The following is a 17,016-nucleotide window of genomic DNA, read 5'->3' on the forward strand; positions in this document are numbered from 1 at the left end:
GGAGCAGTTAGGCGTTTGCTTCAAAACCGTGAAACCCCCGCCGGCAAGCCATTGCGGCCGCCCCGCCCCGCCTGGCGGGCGTTTGGCCGCGCAGCGGGGTCCGAATGCATCAACCGCCGAGGGACGGATGAAAGCGATTTGAAAACGCGCGATTAGCGTTCGCAAACGTTTTGGAACGTTCGCTCGAACTGCGAAATTTCTGCTGAAGAATGCTGCGCGCCGCACATGAAAAAAGCGATGCGCGACGCATTGTCGCGCCGTGCATCGCTTCTTTTTGACGGCCTCGCTTACCTCAACCGCATCGGTCGAGTCCGCTCAGGCCAGGTGACGCCGTCCTGGGTCCAGGATCAGGCGATCGCGCGCTTCACCGTGTCGGCGATCGACTCGGCGTAATGGAGCGTGTCGCGCTCGTCGCGCGCTTCCACCATCACGCGCAGCACCGGCTCCGTGCCCGAGGCGCGGATCAGCACGCGGCCCTTGCCCTTGAGCTCGGCTTCGGCGTCGGCGATCGACTTCTGGATGACCGCGTTGCCCTTCCAGTCGGCGCCCTGCGCGATGCGCACGTTGATGAGCTTCTGCGGAAACAGCGTGACGCCGTCGATCAGCTGATCGAGCGTCTTGCCGCTGCGCTTGATGGCCGCGAGCACCAGCAGCGCGGACACAATGCCGTCGCCGGTCGTGTGGCGGTCCAGCGAGAGGATGTGGCCCGAGCCTTCCGCGCCGATCTGCCAGCCGCGCTCGCGCAACTGCTCGAGCACGTAGCGGTCGCCCACATTGGCGCGCACGAACTGCACGCCGAGGCGGTCGAGCGCCTGCTCGACCGCGAGGTTGGTCATGAGCGTGCCGACCGCGCCCTCCACCTTGCCGTCGGTCGCGATACGGTCCTTCACGAGCACGTAGAGCAGTTCGTCGCCGTTGTAGAGACGGCCCTGGGCGTCGACCACCTGGAGACGGTCCGCGTCGCCGTCCAGCGCGATGCCGAGGTCCGCGTGATTGGCGCGCACTGCGCGCACCAGCGCGTCCGGCGCCGTCGCGCCCACGCCGTCGTTGATGTTGAAGCCGTTCGGCGACACACCGATCGGCACCACATCGGCGCCCAGTTCGTGGAAGACGTGCGGCGCGATGTCATACGCCGCGCCGTTCGCGCAGTCGATGACGAGCTTCATGCCGCGCAGATTGAACGCCTGCGGGAACGTGCTCTTGCAGAACTCGATATAGCGCCCGCCCGCATCGTGCAGACGGCGGGCGCGGCCGAGTTGCTCGGACGGCGCGCAGTCGAGCGGCAGTTCGAGCTGCTCCTCGATCTGCGTTTCGACGTCGTCGGGCAGCTTGTTGCCGTCGGCCGAGAAGAACTTGATGCCGTTGTCGTAGTACGGATTGTGCGACGCGCTGATCACGACGCCTGCGGCCAGACGCAGCGCGCGCGTGAGATAGGCGATGCCCGGCGTGGTCATCGGCCCGGCCAGCATCACGTCGATGCCCGCGGCGGACAGCCCCGCTTCCAGCGACGCCTCCAGCATATAGCCCGAAATGCGCGTGTCCTTGCCGATCAGCACGGACGGACGCGGCCCCGACACCGGCGCGGCGCCGGCCAGCACCTTGCCCGCCGCGTAGCCCAGCCGCAGCACGAAATCAGGCGTGATCGGCGCGACACCCACCTTGCCGCGCACCCCATCGGTTCCGAAATAACGACGTCCCATACCTCAAACCTCTCTTTGGTTCTATTTTGCGGCGCCTGCGCGCCACGTTTTCATGCTGCCGTGCTGCCCTGTACTGCGCGATGGCGGCCGTCTTCACGGCCTTCCCGATCGCTTGCTTCTCGCCCGCTTAAGCCCGCTCAAGCGCGCTCGGCGGCGCGCATGGCGCCCCACACCTTGAGCGCGTCGACGGTCGGCGCCACGTCGTGCACGCGGATGATCGCCGCGCCCTTCTGCGCCGCGCAGACCGCCGCGGCGACGCTGGCCGCCACGCGCTCCGGCGCGGGCCGGTTCACGAGCGCGCCGAGCATCGACTTGCGCGACATGCCCGCGAGGATCGGATACGGCGCGACGCCTTGCGGCACCGCCGGCGCGGTTTGCGGCAACTGCGCGAGCAGCGCGTAGTTATGCTCGATCACCGACTTGCCGAAGCCGAAGCCCGGATCGACGCTGATGCGTGCCTTCGCGACGCCCGCCGCTTCGAGCTCGGCGCAGCGTCCGGCCAGAAACTCGCGCACCTCGCGCACGACATCGTCATAGTCGGGCTCGCCGACCTGCATCGTCTGCGGCTCGCCGAGCATGTGCATCACGCACAGCCCGCAGTCGCTTTCGCGCACGGCCTCGACGGCGCCGGGCATACGAAAGCCCCAGATGTCGTTGATCAGGTCCGCGCCCGCCGCAATCGCGTGGCGCATGACGTCCGGCTTGTACGTATCGATCGACAGCGGGACATTCGCGCCCTTGAGCCGTTCGATCAGCGGGATCACGCGTTCGAGTTCTTCATCGAGCGGCACGGGCGGCGCGCCTGGGCGCGTCGACTCCCCGCCGATATCGATGATGTCCACGCCGTCGAGCATCATCTGCTCGGCGCGGCGCAGCGCGTCGTCGAATGCCACATAGCGGCCGCCGTCGGAAAACGAATCGGGCGTCGCGTTGAGAATCCCCATCACGAGCGGTCGCTCGAAGGTCAGCGTGAAACGGCCGCAGGCGAGCGGCTCCGGGGCAAGCTCAGGGTGAAGATTATTACCCTGTGAGGTCAGATTGGGCACGTCAAGAAACGTCAGAGGTGTAACGAAATGCGGTCGCCCGCAAACGCCAGCCCGAAGGCTCGCGCGGCGCGGCGACCATCAATGCAGCCAGAAATGCAAAACGGGCCGATGTGAAGATCACACCGGCCCGCAACTTTACTCGATCTGACGCACTACAGGCGGTCAGGCCGGCGCAGTGGCGCTGCTACCGGGCTTGACTTCGGTGCCCGTGCTGCTGCCACCCGAGGAAGCGTCGCCCGCGGAGGACGGGCTGCTCTTCGGCGAGCGCGGCGGACGGCCGGCCATGATGTCGTTGATCTGATCGGCGTCGATCGTTTCCCACTCCATCAGCGCGGCGGTCATGGCTTCGACCTTGTCGCGGTTTTCGTCGAGCAGACGCTTCGCGAGACTGTACTGCTCGTCGAGCACGCGGCGGATTTCCGCGTCGACCTTCTGCTGCGTGGCTTCCGAAATCACACGCGTGAAGCCCTTGCCGAATGCGCCGCCGTCGTTGTCGTCGTCGGCGTAGACCATCGGTCCGAGCGCGTCGGTCATGCCGAAGCGCGTGACCATTGCGCGGGCCGTCTGCGTTGCCTTGTTAAAGTCGTCCGAGGCACCCGTGCTGATCAGGTTCATGAACAACTCTTCCGCCACGCGGCCACCGAACAGAATCGCCAGACGGTCCAGCAGATAGTCCTTCGAGTACGTTTCGTTGTCGTGCTCGGGCAACTGCCACGTCACGCCCAGCGCACGGCCACGCGGAATGATCGTGACCTTGTGGACCGGATCGGCCTTCGGCAGCAGCTTCGCGATCACGGCGTGACCCGACTCGTGATACGCCGTGGCACGCTTCGCTTCTTCGCGGATGACGGCCGACTTGCGCTCCGGACCCATGAAGATCTTGTCCTTCGCGTCTTCGAAGTCCTGCATTTCGACGATGCGCTTGCCGCGACGCGCCGCAAACAGTGCAGCTTCGTTCACGAGGTTCGCGAGGTCGGCGCCCGAGAAGCCCGGCGTGCCGCGCGCGATGACCGCTGCGTCCACGTCGTTGGCGATCGGCACCTTGCGCAGGTGAACCTTCATGATCTGCTCGCGGCCGCGGATGTCCGGCAGACCGACGTAGACCTGGCGGTCGAAGCGGCCCGGACGCAGCAGCGCCTTGTCGAGCACGTCCGAACGGTTGGTTGCCGCGATCACGATGACGCCCGAGTTGGCCTCGAAGCCGTCCATTTCCACCAGCATCTGGTTCAGTGTCTGCTCGCGCTCGTCGTTACCGCCGCCCATGCCGGCGCCACGATGGCGGCCGACCGCGTCGATTTCGTCGATGAACACGATGCAGGGCGCGTGCTTCTTGGCCTGCTCGAACATGTCGCGCACGCGGGCCGCGCCCACGCCGACGAACATTTCGACGAAGTCCGAACCCGAGATGCTGAAGAACGGCACCTTCGCTTCGCCGGCGATGGCGCGCGCGAGCAGCGTCTTACCGGTACCCGGAGGGCCGACCAGCAGCACGCCGCGCGGGATGCGACCGCCCAGCTTCTGGAATTTTTGCGGATCACGCAGGAAGTCGACGAGCTCGGACACTTCTTCCTTCGCTTCGTCGCAGCCCGCGACGTCGGAGAAGTTGACCGCGTTGTTGTTCTCGTCGATCAGACGGGCGCGCGATTTGCCGAACGAGAACGCTCCGCCTTTGCCGCCACCCTGCATCTGCCTCATCATGTAGAACCAGAACACGATGATCAGGAGCGTAGGCCCGAGGTAGTACAGCGCCGAGACGAGCGCGTTCGGCTCTTCGTCGGCCTTGCCGCTCACCTGCACGCCGTATTTCATCAGGTCGCCGACCATCCAGATGTCACCGGGGGAGACGATCTGGTATTTCTGGCCGTCGGCCGGAGTGACCGTGAGGTTCCGCCCCTGCACCACGACGCTCTTGACCTTGCCGTTCTTCGCGTCGTCCATGAACTGCGAATAGGAAACGCCTTCCTGGACACGGGGCTTGTCGAACTGCTTGAACACCGTAAACAGCACCAGTGCGATTACCAACCACACCGCTGCCTTCGAAAACATGTTGTTGTTCAAAGCACCACTCCTTCACTCATAGACGGGCGCCTACATTTGCCTTGCGACACCACCAAAGCATTCTAATCCAGTACGCAGGGGCTCGCCATAACGTTTCGCTAAGGTCGGGATAGCCCGCGCGCCTTGTCGGAACTGCCTTTCGGGGCGGCGCGAAGCTTTTTCGCACCGCTTTATGACAGTTCTTGCAAAACGCCTGCTGCACTGGAACCGATTCTTTCGCGTTGCCCGGTTTAACGGGGTCGCTTCAGATGTTTGCCCAATATAAACGTTTCGGACGATTTATCGCGCGAAGCCTTCGGTTTGCGCGCGGCCACGACCTTGAACTGATGCTTGAAGTTCTCGACGATCTGGCTGTAACCACTGCCGTGAAAGCATTTTACTAAAAGGGCACCATCAGATTTCAGATGATTCTGCGAAAACTCGAGCGCGAGATCGCAAATATGCTCGATGCGCGCGGCGTCCGCAGACGCGACCCCCGACAGATTGGGTGCCATGTCCGAAATTACAAGGTCCACCGGACGGCCGCCCAGCGTTTCTTCGAGTTGCGCGAGCACGGAGTCTTCGCGGAAGTCGCCTTGCAGGAACTGGACGTCGGCGATCGGCTCCATGGGCAGGAGGTCGAGCGCAATGATCGTGCCGTCGATGCCGCCCTGACGCTGCTCGTCGCGCTTCGAACTCTGCACGAGCTTGTTGCGCGCGTACTGGCTCCAGCTGCCGGGCGCGGCGCCGAGGTCAACGATCACCATGCCAGGACGGATCAGTTTGTCCTGCTCGTCGATTTCCTTCAGCTTGTAGGCGGCGCGGGCGCGATACCCCTCCCGTTGCGCCATCTTCACGTACGGATCGTTAATATGGTCGTGCAGCCACGACGTGTTGAAGCGGTTTTTTGCCATTAAAGATGAACTCTTGCTGCGTGATGTCGCGCTTTTAGCGGATAATACGCGTTTAATTCGTGCGGCCGTCGCGGCCCGTCCGGTTTCTGTGGCGTGTTTGCACCGCCGCGCCTGCCGGTCTCTGCCCGCGCCGCGCCGTCCTCCACGGTTTTTCCGTTGTTTCCGACGCGCCTTTCGCCCGGCGGCCCCTCGTTGTGTGGCCGCGATTCATGGCGAGCGCCGTCATTTTAGTCGAGTCTGCCACATCCCATGCCCGCCCTCACTCTTACTGCCGAACAGCGCTCCGAATTTCGTTCCGCGGCTCACGCGCTCAAACCGGTCGTGCTCATCGGCGCCGAGGGACTGACCGACGCCGTCCTCAAGGAAATCCAGGTTCACCTCGACGCGCACCAGCTCATCAAGGTGCGGGTGTTCGGCGACGAGCGCGAAGAGCGCCTCGCGATCTACGAAGAGATCTGCGACCGCCTGAACGCGGCGCCCATCCAGCACATCGGCAAGCTGCTGGTGATCTACAAGCCCGAGCAAGCCAAGCCGAAGACCACCCTGGCCCGCGCCGGCGCGCGCGGCACCGTGTCGCGTCCGGCCGGCGATGTGCCGAGCGCGCGCGAAGCCGGCAAGCGCGGCGCCTCGCCGCGCGTCGTGAAGGTCGTCAAGCCGTCGGACAACCCGATGCGCAAGCCGAAGAAGCAAAGCGTCACGGTCAAGGGCAACGAGCGCGTCACGCAAGGCGGCAACGTCAAGCGCGCCAAGAAGCGTCAGACCAGCGCGAAGCGTTCGCATCAGAACGCCAAGTAAGCAGGCTCGGGCGGTACATCGCCCGACTGACTGAAATAAAAAAGCGCGGCACGCATGCCGCGCTTTTTTCATTGCGCGATCGAGTCGCGCGCACCCGACTTATCGGCGCACGCCGCGCGCCGAAGGCAGCAGCCACACAAGCCACGCACCCAGCAGGCTCTGCACCAGATAGAACAGGCTCGAAATGCCGTGCAGCATGCCGAAGCGGCTCGCATAAGCCGAATGCGCGATGTCGATGCCGGCCTGCGCCGCGTTCATGCGCATGGCGTTCATGAACGGTTGCAGCGCGTAATAGCCGACCACCACGCACAGCAGCATGCCGACCAGCAGCCAGCGCAGCCGGCGATACCCCACCTCGCCGCGCTTCACGAACACGTTCGCGAGCACCAGCAGCAGCACGCCGCTCACGAGCCCGATCATGCCTTCGATGCGAAATACCTGCGCCGCGATCGCGCCCGCCGACATGCGGTCGAGCGACGCGAACAGCACGGGCGCCACCGCATAACCGATAGTCAGCTGGCTGCCGACCCACAGCATCGCGATCAGCGCGAACAGCCGGTGCGGCACGAGCGACGCGCCCGGGCGGGCAGCAGCAATGTCGGCGCTCACGTCATTCTTCACGTCGTGACCCATGATCGGCGCCTTCTCAGATGTAACGAACCTCGATGACTTCGTACTCGCGCACGCCGCTCGGCGCCTGCACCGCGGCCACGTCGCCTTCCGACTTGCCGATCAGCGCGCGCGCGATGGGCGAGCTCACCGAAATCAGACCGTGTTCGAGGTCGGCTTCGTCGTCGCCGACGATCTGGTACGTGACGGTATTGCCCGATTCGAGGTCTTCGAGATCGACGGTCGAACCGAACACGACGCGGCCTTCGGCCTCCAGCGTCGACGGGTCGATGACCTGCGCAGCCGCCAGCTTCGATTCGATTTCAGCGATGCGGCCTTCGATGAAGCCCTGCTTTTCCTTCGCGGCGTCGTATTCCGCGTTTTCGGACAGATCGCCCTGGGCGCGCGCTTCGGAGATCGAATTGATGACCGCCGGACGCTCGACGGATTTCAGGCGCTGCAGTTCTTCGCGAAGTTGATCTGCGCCGCGCTTGGTCAAGGGAATCGTGCTCATAAACAACTCGTTCAGCCGCTTGGGGCCGTATTGATGCCGCCCGCACATGCGCGGACGGCCATAAAAAAAATTCCGCGGTTAAGTGCATCCCGCGAGGGCGGCGGCGCACATTAGCGCAGCCTGAAAACCCTGTTGGGACGCCGCTTAACCGCGGCACATTCAGCTTTTTGCCTGCCTCGTTCCGTATTGGACAGGCAAAGGTAGCCTTAGTTTAGGCGAGCGTGGAGGCCTTGTAAATCATAGACTTCCAGGTTCTTCAGGTAGCGCAGACCCTCGACGGCGGCGCGTGCGCCGGACATCGTGGTGTAGTACGTGACCTTGTTCGCCTGCGCGCTCATGCGGATCGAACGCGAGTCGGCGATCGCCGCGCGGGTCTCGTCGACGGTCGTGAACACGAGCGAAATCTCACCGTTCTTGATCATGTCGACGATGTGCGGACGGCCGTCCTTCACCTTGTTGACGACCTTGACCGGCACGCCGGCCGCTTCGATCGCCGCAGCCGTGCCGCGCGTCGCGACCAGACCGTAGCCGAGTTCGTGCAGCATGCGCGCGACTTCGACGGCCTTCGGCTTGTCCGAATCCATCACCGTGATGAAAACGGTGCCCGACTCCGGCAGGCGCGAACCGGCCGCGAGCTGCGACTTGAACAGCGCTTCGCCGAAGGTCTTGCCCACGCCCATCACTTCGCCGGTCGAACGCATTTCGGGTCCGAGCACCGGGTCGACGGTCGGGAACTTGATGAACGGGAACACCGCTTCCTTCACGCTGAAGTACGGCGGCACGACTTCCTTCGTCACGCCCTGCTCCGCCAGCTTCTGGCCGACCATCGCACGCGCCGCGATCTTCGCGAGCGGCAGGCTGGTCGCCTTCGACACGTACGGCACCGTACGCGAAGCACGCGGGTTCACTTCCAGCACGTAGATGATGTCCTTCTTCGAACCGTCGTCCTGCGGCACTTGCTGGATCGCGAACTGCACGTTCATCAGGCCGACCACGTTCAGCGCCTTCGCCATTGCGGCGGTTTGACGCTTCAGTTCCGTGACCGTTTCCTGCGACAGCGAGTACGGCGGCAGCGAGCAAGCCGAGTCGCCCGAGTGCACGCCTGCCTGTTCGATGTGCTCCATCACGCCGCCGATGAACACGTCCGTGCCATCGGAGATGCAGTCGACGTCGCATTCGATCGCGTCGTTCAGGAAGCGGTCGAGCAACACCGGCGAATCGTTCGACACCTTCACGGCCTCGCGCATGTAGCGTTCGAGGTCGCGCGGCTCGTGGACGATTTCCATCGCGCGGCCGCCCAGCACGTACGACGGACGCACGACGAGCGGGTAGCCGATTTCGTCGGCGAGCTTGAGCGCTTCGTCTTCGGCGCGTGCGGTGCGGTTCGGCGGCTGACGCAGACCGAGGTCCTGCAGCAGCTTCTGGAAGCGCTCGCGGTCTTCGGCCGCGTCGATCATGTCCGGCGAGGTGCCGACGATGGGCACGCCGTTCGCCTCGAGGTCGAGCGCGAGCTTCAGCGGCGTCTGGCCGCCGTACTGCACGATCACGCCAACCGGCTTTTCGAGGTCGACGATTTCGAGCACGTCTTCGAGCGTAAGCGACTCGAAGTACAGACGGTCGGACGTGTCGTAGTCGGTCGAAACGGTTTCCGGGTTGCAGTTGACCATGATCGTTTCGTAGCCGTCTTCGCGCATCGCGAGCGCGGCGTGAACGCAGCAGTAGTCGAACTCGATACCCTGGCCGATCCGGTTCGGGCCGCCGCCCAGCACCATGATCTTCTTGTTGTTCGTCGGGTTCGCCTCGCACTCGTCCTCATAGGTCGAGTACATGTAGGCGGTCTTCGTGGCGAACTCGGCCGCGCACGTGTCCACGCGCTTGTAGACCGGGCGCACGTTCAGCTCGATACGGCGCTTGCGCACGTCGGCGGCGTTCGAACCGAGCAGCTTCGCCAGACGGCGATCCGAGAAACCGCTTTGCTTGAGGTAGCGCAGCTCGTCCTTCGAGAGGCTTTCGAGCGTGCGGCCCTTCGCCGCTTCTTCCTTCTGGATGATCTGTTCGATCTGCGCGAGGAACCACGGGTCGATCGCGGTTTCTTCGAAGATCTCTTCGCGCGTCATGCCCACGCGGAATGCGTCGCCCACATACCAGATGCGGTCCGGGCCGGCTTCGCCGATCTCGCGGATGATCTCGTCGCGGCTCGTGGTCTTTTCGTCCAGACCGTCGACGCCGACTTCGAGACCGCGCAGCGCCTTCTGGAACGATTCCTGGAACGTGCGGCCAATCGCCATCACTTCGCCGACCGACTTCATCTGCGTGGTGAGGCGCGAATCGGCTTCGCGGAATTTTTCGAACGCGAAACGCGGGATCTTCGTGACGACGTAGTCGATCGTCGGTTCGAACGAAGCCGGGGTCGCGCCGCCGGTGATTTCGTTCTTGAGCTCGTCGAGCGTGTAGCCGACGGCCAGCTTCGCCGCGACCTTGGCGATCGGGAAGCCCGTCGCCTTCGAGGCCAGCGCCGACGAACGCGACACGCGCGGATTCATTTCGATCACGATCATGCGGCCGGTGCGCGGGTCGATCGAGAACTGCACGTTCGAACCGCCCGTGTCCACGCCGATCTCGCGCAGGACTGCCAGCGAAGCGTCGCGCAGGATCTGGTATTCCTTGTCGGTGAGCGTTTGCGCCGGCGCGACCGTGATCGAGTCGCCGGTGTGGATGCCCATCGGGTCCAGGTTTTCGATCGAGCACACGATGATGCAGTTATCCGCCTTGTCGCGGACCACTTCCATCTCGTATTCCTTCCAGCCGAGCAGCGACTCTTCGATCAGCAGTTCGCGCGTAGGCGAGAGGTCGAGACCGCGCTTGCAGATCTCTTCGAACTCTTCGCGGTTGTACGCGATGCCGCCGCCCGAACCGCCGAGCGTGAACGACGGACGGATCACGACCGGATAGCCGCCCGTGCCGGTCTGCTCGGCGATTTCGCCTTGCACCTTGAGCGCCTCTTCCATCGAGTGCGCGACGCCCGACTTGGCCGAACCGAGACCGATCTTGGTCATCGCGTCCTTGAACTTCTGGCGGTCTTCGGCCTTGTCGATTGCTTCCGGCGATGCGCCGATCAGCTCGACGTTGTACTTCGTCAGCACGCCGTGGTGATGCAGGTCGAGCGCGCAGTTCAGCGCGGTCTGGCCGCCCATCGTCGGCAGGATCGCGTCCGGGCGCTCCTTCTCGATGATGCGCTCCACCACTTCCCACGTGATCGGCTCGATGTAGGTGACGTCGGCCGTGTTCGGGTCGGTCATGATCGTCGCCGGATTGCTGTTGACGAGGATGACCTTGTAGCCCTCTTCACGCAGCGCCTTGCATGCCTGCGCGCCCGAATAATCGAACTCGCACGCCTGGCCGATGATGATCGGACCCGCGCCGATGATGAGAATGCTCTTGATGTCTGTCCGCTTGGGCATAACGCTCTCGCTAAATATTCCTGTGTCTTTTACGTCTGGCGGCTTGCCTGCTCTGCTTGCCGCCGGGTGCGCGCGTGGGCCGGTCTGAATTCCGGCTCGCTGCGCACCCTGCTCTGCTCGTTCCTGCGGGCGTCGGGCTTACGCCTTGGCCTTGTCCATCAGCGCCGTGAAGCGGTCGAACAGATAGCCGATGTCCTGCGGGCCGGGCGACGCTTCCGGGTGGCCCTGGAAGCAGAATGCCGGCTTGTCGGTCAGCTCGAAACCTTGCAGCGTGCCGTCGAACAGCGACACGTGCGTGACGCGCGCGTTGGCGGGCAGCGTGGCGGCGTCGACCGCGAAACCGTGGTTCTGCGACGTGATGACCACGCGGCCATCGGTCAGATCCTTGACCGGATGGTTCGCGCCGTGGTGGCCCGTCTTCATCTTGAGCGTCTTCGCGCCGACGGCGAGGCCCATGATCTGGTGGCCGAGGCAGATGCCGAACGTGGGGATGCCGCGCTCGATGAACGCCTGCGCCGCCTTGATCGCGTAGTCGCACGGTTCCGGATCGCCGGGGCCGTTCGAGAGGAACACGCCGTCCGGGTTCAGCGCGAGTGCGTCTTCAGCCGTGGCTTGCGCCGGCAGCACCGTGACGTCGCAGCCGCGCTCGGCGAGCATGCGCAGGATGTTCTGCTTCACGCCGTAGTCGAACGCCACGACCTTGTACTTCGGCGCCGACTGCGTGCGGTAGCCTTCGCCCAGACGCCATTCCGTGGTGTTCCACGTATAGGACTTGTCGGTCGAGACGACCTTCGCGAGGTCCATGCCCGCGAGGCCCGGGAACGAGCGCGCGAGTTCGATAGCCTTGGCTTCGTCGTCGGAACCGGCGAGGATCGCGCCGTTCTGCGCGCCCTTGTCGCGCAGAATACGCGTGAGCTTGCGCGTATCGATGCCGGCGATGGCAACCACGCCTTCGTCCTTCAGATAGTCGCCGAGCGTGCGCTCCATGCGGAAGTTGGAGGCGAGCACGGGCAGGTCGCGGATGATCAGACCGGCGGCATGGACTTTCGTGGCTTCGACGTCTTCGGCGTTGACGCCGACGTTGCCGATATGCGGATACGTCAAGGTGACGATCTGGCGAGCGTAGCTCGGGTCGGTCAGGATTTCCTGATAACCGGTGATGGCCGTGTTGAACACGACTTCACCGATCGTATGGCCGGACGCGCCGATCGAATAACCACGAAAGACCGTGCCGTCGGCGAGCGCGAGCAGAGCGGGAGAGAATGACGGCAACACGGGAGACTCCTTGGGGGAGCACCCTGTGCCGACCTGTTATCCGACGTTGCGATCTTGCGACCTGGAGCGGCTGCGGCGTCGGCATCCTGTCTGGTGGGATCGGGACGCGCGCGCGGCGCACTCGTTGCGCGGCTCGACCGTGCGTCTGGCAGTCTGGGCGCCGGGCCTGAAGGTGCGTTTGTGACGCTCGATCGGGCGGCAGCCGGCCATTTTGACGGTAAAGCGCGGGCGGCGGATGAACGGATGGGGGGAGGTAGGCGCTAGGGTGCGGGTTGATAAGCTCAAACCTTGAAATTATAGCGCGAAATTGCCCTTTCCTTCAAATTTCGAGATGACGCCGGGCGAGCGGCGCGGCGGCAAGCGCCGGATCGGCGCCCTTTCGTGTGCCCTTTCCACCGCCGTTTCAAATATAGGCGGCGCGCACGGCAAGGGGATGCCGGATCGGGTACGACCCGCGGACGCTGAACGCCGACAGGCTCGCGCCCTTCTATCTCGCGGCCGCTTGCGCTTATTGCAATAACGGACCCACCAACGAAAACGCCGCCACCTGGCGGGGTGACGGCGTCAAAAGGCTAGTAGTGATCGGAGCGAAACACCATGCGTTGCCCCCGCAACACATGGCTGAGCACCCTACGCGGCCGCTATTTGGACGTGTGCTTCTGCGTGTGGGTGTCGGCCTTCGAGCGGCTCGCCGTACCCTTCGACGCCTTGCTGGGCGCTGCGCTGGAGGACTTCGCCTTGACCGGTTCGGAAACCTTGACGACATCGTTATGCGCGCGACCGTGCTTCTTATCGTAGCGCGACTTCGAGCCGGTGTCTGCAATACGGGTGCCGATGCGCTGCACGCCACCACCGGAAACGTTCGTTGCCAGACGCTCGGGGCCCGGTTCGCTCGGCATCGACTTGCCGACCGGCACGTGCAGCACCAGCACCTGACCCGGCGAAACCAGGTCGCGATGCGTACGGTTCCACGCCTTGAGCTGGCCGACCGAGACGCCATAGCGGCCCGCGATCGTTTCCATCGACTGCTTGCGGCGCACGCGGATCAGCATCTTGCGCGTGTCGGGCACGTCCGGCTCCATCGCGAGCACGGCGCTTTCCGCGACGTCGGCGCTGATGTCTTCGTCGTCGCCGTCGTCGGTACGCGGCACCACGAGCGTCGAGCCCGCCTTCAGGCGCATACCCGACGGAATCTTGTTGACCGACATGAGCGTGTCCGCGTCCACGCCGATCTTCTGCGCGATGGCCGCCGGCGTGGCGCGCGAGTCGGTCGTGTAGACGGTCCACGACGAAAGCTGGCCCGAATACGACTTCAGGTTGCGCTCGAACGCGCTGGCGTTATCGAACGGCAGCAGGATCTGCGGATCGGTCGCGCCGAGAATGACCGGCTTCTTGAACGACGGATTGAGCGAGCGGAACTCGTCGGGCGCCATGTTCGCGAGCTTGGCGGCGACGTCCACGTCGATGTCGTGCGACGTGGTGACGGTGACGAAATACGGGTGGTTCGGGATCGAAGGCAGCGTGAGGCCGTACTGCTGCGGATTCATCACGATGTTCTTGACCGCCTGAAGCTTCGGCACGTAGTTGCGCGTCTCGTTGGGCATGCGCAGGCTCTGGTAGTCGGTCGGCAGACCGGCGGCCTGGTTGCGCGCGATGGCGCGCTGCACGTTGCCCTCGCCCCAGTTGTACGCGGCGAGCGCGAGATACCAGTCGCCGAACATGTCGTGCAGACGCGAGAGGTAATCGAGCGCGGCGCTGGTCGAGGCCAGCACGTCGCGGCGCTCGTCCTGCCACATGTTCTGCTTGAGGTTGTAGGTGCGGCCCGTGCCCGGCACGAACTGCCACATGCCCGCGGCCTTCGCGACCGACAGCGCCTGCGGGTTATAGGCGGATTCGATGAACGGCAGCAGCGCGAGCTCGGTCGGCATATGGCGCGCTTCGAGCTCTTCGACGATGTGGTACAGATATTTTTGCGAGCGCTCGGTCATGCGCGCCACGTAGTCGGGGCGCTCCGCATACCACTGCGCATTCATGTCGACCAGATCGCTTTGCAGATCGGGCATCTGGAAGCCGCGGCGAATGCGGCCCCAAAGATCGGCGTCGGGACTCGTGAGCTGATCGACCGAGCCGTTATCGACGTTAATCGTTTCTTTCGCTGCGGAAGTCTTACGGATCTGGTCGGCGCGCGCCTGGGGATCGGCGGGAGAAAGTGAGCTGGCTGAATTCGCCGCAGGCCCGCCGCTCGCGCACGCGGCGAGCATGAGGACCAGCAGCGCACTGAGGATAAATCGCATGAACGTCTACATCCGCAAGGCTGGAATTTGCAGCCGATAGTACGGAACGCACACGTTTCCGTCAATCGGAATAATTGGAAAAAGCCATGAAAATCCGCAGCTTGGGTGCTGTTCCATACGTTTGGGATGAGCATACCCACGCATGGCGCTGGGTCAGCGGAACCTGTTCTTCCACTCGCGCATCAGCGTGAATGCGGCCAGGCGGTCGGGCACCGTTTCATGCAGCGCTTCGGCCAGCGTGGCCTGCACGGCGGGATCGTCGGCGCGCAGAAAGGGATTCACGGCGCGCTCGTGGGCGATCGTGGTCGGCAGGGTCGGCACGCCGCGTTCGCGCAGCGCGGAAGCCTTCGCGCTCCAGTCGCGCAGCGCGGCGTTGCCGGGATCGCAGGCGAGCGCGAAACGAATGTTAGAGAGCGTGTATTCGTGGGCGCAATGGACCTGCGTGTCGCCGGGCAGCGCCGCGAACGAATCGAGCGATGCGAGCATCTGCGCGGGCGTGCCTTCGAAAAGGCGGCCGCAGCCGCAGGCGAACAGCGTGTCGCCGCAAAAGAGATGGGGCACGGCGTTGCCCGCCCCCGCCGCCTGGAAGTAGGCGATGTGGCCGCGCGTGTGGCCCGGCACGTCCATCACCTTCAGGTCGAGCGCGGACGCCTGCGCGGCGAGCCCGATACGCACCGTGTCGCCGCCACGCACGCGCGTGACGAACGGATCGAGCGGGCCGAGCGCCTCGCCCGCCGGGCCGTAGACGGGCACGCGCTCATCCGAAAGGAGATCGGCCACTCCGCCGACGTGGTCGTTGTGGTGATGGGTGAGTAAAATAGCGCAGAGCCGCCAGCCTCGTTTCGCCACATAATCGCGAACCGGCGCGGCGTCGCCCGGATCGACGGCCACGGCATTGCGGCCATCCGACACGACCCAGATGTAGTTATCTTCAAAAGCCGGAACCGGCACGTATTCGAGCGCAGCGGATGGTGCGCCTGCGTGCTCAAGCGGACTCTTCATGGGGCGACGTACTCTTCGACATGTCTGACCGAACGATTATAGACTGGCCCGCCTGGACTGCTTCGCCCGCCGGAAGGTACGTGCTCGACTGGGAGCAGGAGCAACTGGACCGCATGGTGTCGAACATTTTCGGCTACCATGCGCTGCAAATCGGCCTGCCGCAACTCGACGCGCTGCGCGAAAACCGCATGTCGTGCCGCGCGCTCGTGCTCGACGGCGCCAGCGCGGCCAGCGCGCCATATGTCGTGCCGGGTGCCGCATCAGGCACGACAATCAACGGCGGCCGCATCGACACGAGCGCCGCGCCCTCGCTGCATGCCCCCGCCGGGCGCAGCACCGTCTGGTGCGATCATCTCGATCTGCCGTTCGAGGCGCAGAGCGTCGACCTGATCGTGATGCCGCACACGCTCGAATTCACGAGCGACCCGCACCGCCTGCTGCGCGAAGCCGAACGCGTGCTGATGCCCGAGGGCCAGCTCGTGATCGTCGGTTTCAACTCGCTGTCGCTGTGGGGCGCGCGCCAGTCGGCGGGCAAGCTCACGGGCCGCCCGTTCCTGCCCGCGCGCCAGGATCTGATCGCGTTCACGCGCCTGAAAGACTGGATCAAGCTACTCGGCTTCGAGCTTGAGCGCGGACGTTTCGGCTGCTATCGTCCGCCGCTTTCGACCGACAAATGGCTCGGCCGCTATGGCTTCATGGAAGCCGCGGGCGACCGCTGGTGGGCGATTTTCGGCGCCGTCTATATGGTCACGGCGATCAAGCGCGTGCGCGGCATGCGTCTCGTCGGATCGCTGAAGGTCAAGAAACCGGTGCTGGCGCCGAGCCTGAAGGCCGCGGCCACCACCCCTTCCCCTACTCGCAACAAGGACTCATGAGCACACCCGACTTCGTCGAAATCTTCACGGACGGCGCCTGCAAGGGCAACCCCGGCCCCGGCGGCTGGGGCGCGCTGCTGCGCTTCGGCGCGCAGGAAAAGGAACTGTTCGGCGGCGAGGCCGGCACGACCAACAACCGCATGGAGCTGATGGGCGTGATCGCCGCGCTCGAGGCGCTCAAGCGTCCGTGCAAGGTGATCGTGCACACCGATTCGCAATACGTGCAGAAAGGCATCAGCGAGTGGATCCACGGCTGGAAGAAGAAGAACTGGATGACCGCCGCGAAAACGCCGGTCAAGAACGACGACCTCTGGAAGCGCCTCGACGCGCTCGTCGCGCAGCACGAGGTGGAATGGCGCTGGGTCAAGGGCCACGCCGGCCACCCGGAGAACGAGCGCGCCGACGCGCTCGCGAACCGCGGCGTCGCCACCCTCAACGCACTCTGAGCCACTAGAACGCCGCGCGCCCTGGCTCCGCCCGCGCGCGCCGCCCAC

14 protein-coding genes are annotated in these 17,016 nt (G+C 64.6%); 4 read left to right on the plus strand and 10 right to left on the minus strand.

Annotation, left to right across the window (positions count from 1 at the left end; all coding sequences use genetic code 11):
- The first annotated feature begins 225 nt into the window (after positions 1-225).
- Positions 226-393: a hypothetical protein gene (locus U4Y88_RS07210; protein ID WP_321783171.1), complete on the plus strand. Its 168-nt coding sequence runs from the start codon at positions 226-228 to the stop codon at positions 391-393.
- On the opposite strand, the gene glmM is transcribed toward U4Y88_RS07210, so the two are convergent.
- The 4 genes from glmM to U4Y88_RS07230 all read right to left on the minus strand — a co-directional run bounded on the left by glmM (position 348) and on the right by U4Y88_RS07230 (position 5,697).
- The gene (gene glmM / locus U4Y88_RS07215) at positions 348-1,700 is read right to left on the minus strand and encodes a phosphoglucosamine mutase (RefSeq protein ID WP_321783173.1); all 1,353 of its coding nucleotides are present in this window, start codon (positions 1,698-1,700) and stop codon (positions 348-350) included. The genes U4Y88_RS07210 and glmM overlap by 46 nt on opposite strands.
- 137 nt (positions 1,701-1,837) lie before the next feature.
- Positions 1,838-2,644: a dihydropteroate synthase gene (folP, locus tag U4Y88_RS07220; RefSeq protein WP_224008494.1), complete on the minus strand. Its 807-nt coding sequence runs from the start codon at positions 2,642-2,644 to the stop codon at positions 1,838-1,840.
- 264 nt (positions 2,645-2,908) lie between these two features.
- Entirely contained in the window at positions 2,909-4,804 is a 1,896-nt protein-coding gene (gene ftsH, locus U4Y88_RS07225; protein ID WP_224008418.1) for an ATP-dependent zinc metalloprotease FtsH, read from the minus strand.
- 230 nt (positions 4,805-5,034) lie between these two features.
- Entirely contained in the window at positions 5,035-5,697 is a 663-nt protein-coding gene (locus U4Y88_RS07230; protein ID WP_321783175.1) for an RlmE family RNA methyltransferase, read from the minus strand.
- A gap of 249 nt (positions 5,698-5,946) precedes the next feature.
- Between U4Y88_RS07230 and U4Y88_RS07235 the strand changes: the two genes are divergently transcribed.
- Positions 5,947-6,492 carry a YhbY family RNA-binding protein gene (locus tag U4Y88_RS07235; protein WP_224008398.1) on the plus strand — a complete coding sequence of 182 codons (546 nt, stop codon included), beginning with the start codon at positions 5,947-5,949 and terminating at the stop codon, positions 6,490-6,492.
- Positions 6,493-6,591: 99 nt separating this feature from the next.
- Here the strand turns inward: U4Y88_RS07235 and U4Y88_RS07240 are convergent, their stop codons facing one another.
- The 6 genes from U4Y88_RS07240 to gloB form a co-directional block, all read right to left on the minus strand.
- Positions 6,592-7,059: a DUF4149 domain-containing protein gene (locus tag U4Y88_RS07240; RefSeq protein WP_310633843.1), complete on the minus strand. Its 468-nt coding sequence runs from the start codon at positions 7,057-7,059 to the stop codon at positions 6,592-6,594.
- Positions 7,060-7,138: 79 nt separating this feature from the next.
- A complete protein-coding gene (greA, locus tag U4Y88_RS07245) occupies positions 7,139-7,615 on the minus strand; it encodes a transcription elongation factor GreA (protein ID WP_224008396.1) in 477 nt (158 codons plus the stop codon).
- Between the two features lie 206 nt (positions 7,616-7,821).
- The gene (carB, locus tag U4Y88_RS07250; protein ID WP_224008393.1) at positions 7,822-11,076 is read right to left on the minus strand and encodes a carbamoyl-phosphate synthase large subunit; all 3,255 of its coding nucleotides are present in this window, start codon (positions 11,074-11,076) and stop codon (positions 7,822-7,824) included.
- 138 nt (positions 11,077-11,214) lie between these two features.
- Positions 11,215-12,351, minus strand: a complete 1,137-nt coding sequence (carA, locus tag U4Y88_RS07255; protein WP_224008390.1) for a glutamine-hydrolyzing carbamoyl-phosphate synthase small subunit — start codon at positions 12,349-12,351, stop codon at positions 11,215-11,217.
- A gap of 641 nt (positions 12,352-12,992) precedes the next feature.
- A complete protein-coding gene (locus U4Y88_RS07260; protein WP_310633837.1) occupies positions 12,993-14,645 on the minus strand; it encodes a transglycosylase SLT domain-containing protein in 1,653 nt (550 codons plus the stop codon).
- Between the two features lie 153 nt (positions 14,646-14,798).
- Positions 14,799-15,647 carry a hydroxyacylglutathione hydrolase gene (gene gloB, locus U4Y88_RS07265; protein WP_321783177.1) on the minus strand — a complete coding sequence of 283 codons (849 nt, stop codon included), beginning with the start codon at positions 15,645-15,647 and terminating at the stop codon, positions 14,799-14,801.
- Positions 15,648-15,667: 20 nt separating this feature from the next.
- Between gloB and U4Y88_RS07270 the strand changes: the two genes are divergently transcribed.
- The gene (locus tag U4Y88_RS07270) at positions 15,668-16,522 is read left to right on the plus strand and encodes a class I SAM-dependent methyltransferase (protein ID WP_224008380.1); all 855 of its coding nucleotides are present in this window, start codon (positions 15,668-15,670) and stop codon (positions 16,520-16,522) included.
- The gene (rnhA, locus tag U4Y88_RS07275; RefSeq protein ID WP_321783179.1) at positions 16,519-16,968 is read left to right on the plus strand and encodes a ribonuclease HI; all 450 of its coding nucleotides are present in this window, start codon (positions 16,519-16,521) and stop codon (positions 16,966-16,968) included. The genes U4Y88_RS07270 and rnhA overlap by 4 nt, the downstream gene beginning before the upstream one ends.
- Positions 16,969-17,016 lie beyond the last annotated feature (48 nt).

The organism is Paraburkholderia sp. J94 (assembly GCF_905220285.1).
Lineage (GTDB): Bacteria > Pseudomonadota > Gammaproteobacteria > Burkholderiales > Burkholderiaceae > Paraburkholderia > Paraburkholderia tropica_A.

Bases quoted from the DNA above. Each gene is read 5' to 3' on its own strand.
- U4Y88_RS07270 (WP_224008380.1), top strand. From the start codon at position 15,668: ATGTCTGACCGAACGATTATAGACTGGCCCGCCTGGACTGCTTCGCCC.
- carB (WP_224008393.1), bottom strand. From the start codon at position 11,076: ATGCCCAAGCGGACAGACATCAAGAGCATTCTCATCATCGGCGCGGGT.
- rnhA (WP_321783179.1), top strand. From the start codon at position 16,519: ATGAGCACACCCGACTTCGTCGAAATCTTCACGGACGGCGCCTGCAAG.
- folP (WP_224008494.1), bottom strand. From the start codon at position 2,644: ATGGGGATTCTCAACGCGACGCCCGATTCGTTTTCCGACGGCGGCCGC.
- U4Y88_RS07230 (WP_321783175.1), bottom strand. From the start codon at position 5,697: ATGGCAAAAAACCGCTTCAACACGTCGTGGCTGCACGACCATATTAAC.
- greA (WP_224008396.1), bottom strand. From the start codon at position 7,615: ATGAGCACGATTCCCTTGACCAAGCGCGGCGCAGATCAACTTCGCGAA.
- gloB (WP_321783177.1), bottom strand. From the start codon at position 15,647: ATGAAGAGTCCGCTTGAGCACGCAGGCGCACCATCCGCTGCGCTCGAA.
- glmM (WP_321783173.1), bottom strand. From the start codon at position 1,700: ATGGGACGTCGTTATTTCGGAACCGATGGGGTGCGCGGCAAGGTGGGT.
- U4Y88_RS07210 (WP_321783171.1), top strand. From the start codon at position 226: ATGAAAAAAGCGATGCGCGACGCATTGTCGCGCCGTGCATCGCTTCTT.
- U4Y88_RS07260 (WP_310633837.1), bottom strand. From the start codon at position 14,645: ATGCGATTTATCCTCAGTGCGCTGCTGGTCCTCATGCTCGCCGCGTGC.
- U4Y88_RS07235 (WP_224008398.1), top strand. From the start codon at position 5,947: ATGCCCGCCCTCACTCTTACTGCCGAACAGCGCTCCGAATTTCGTTCC.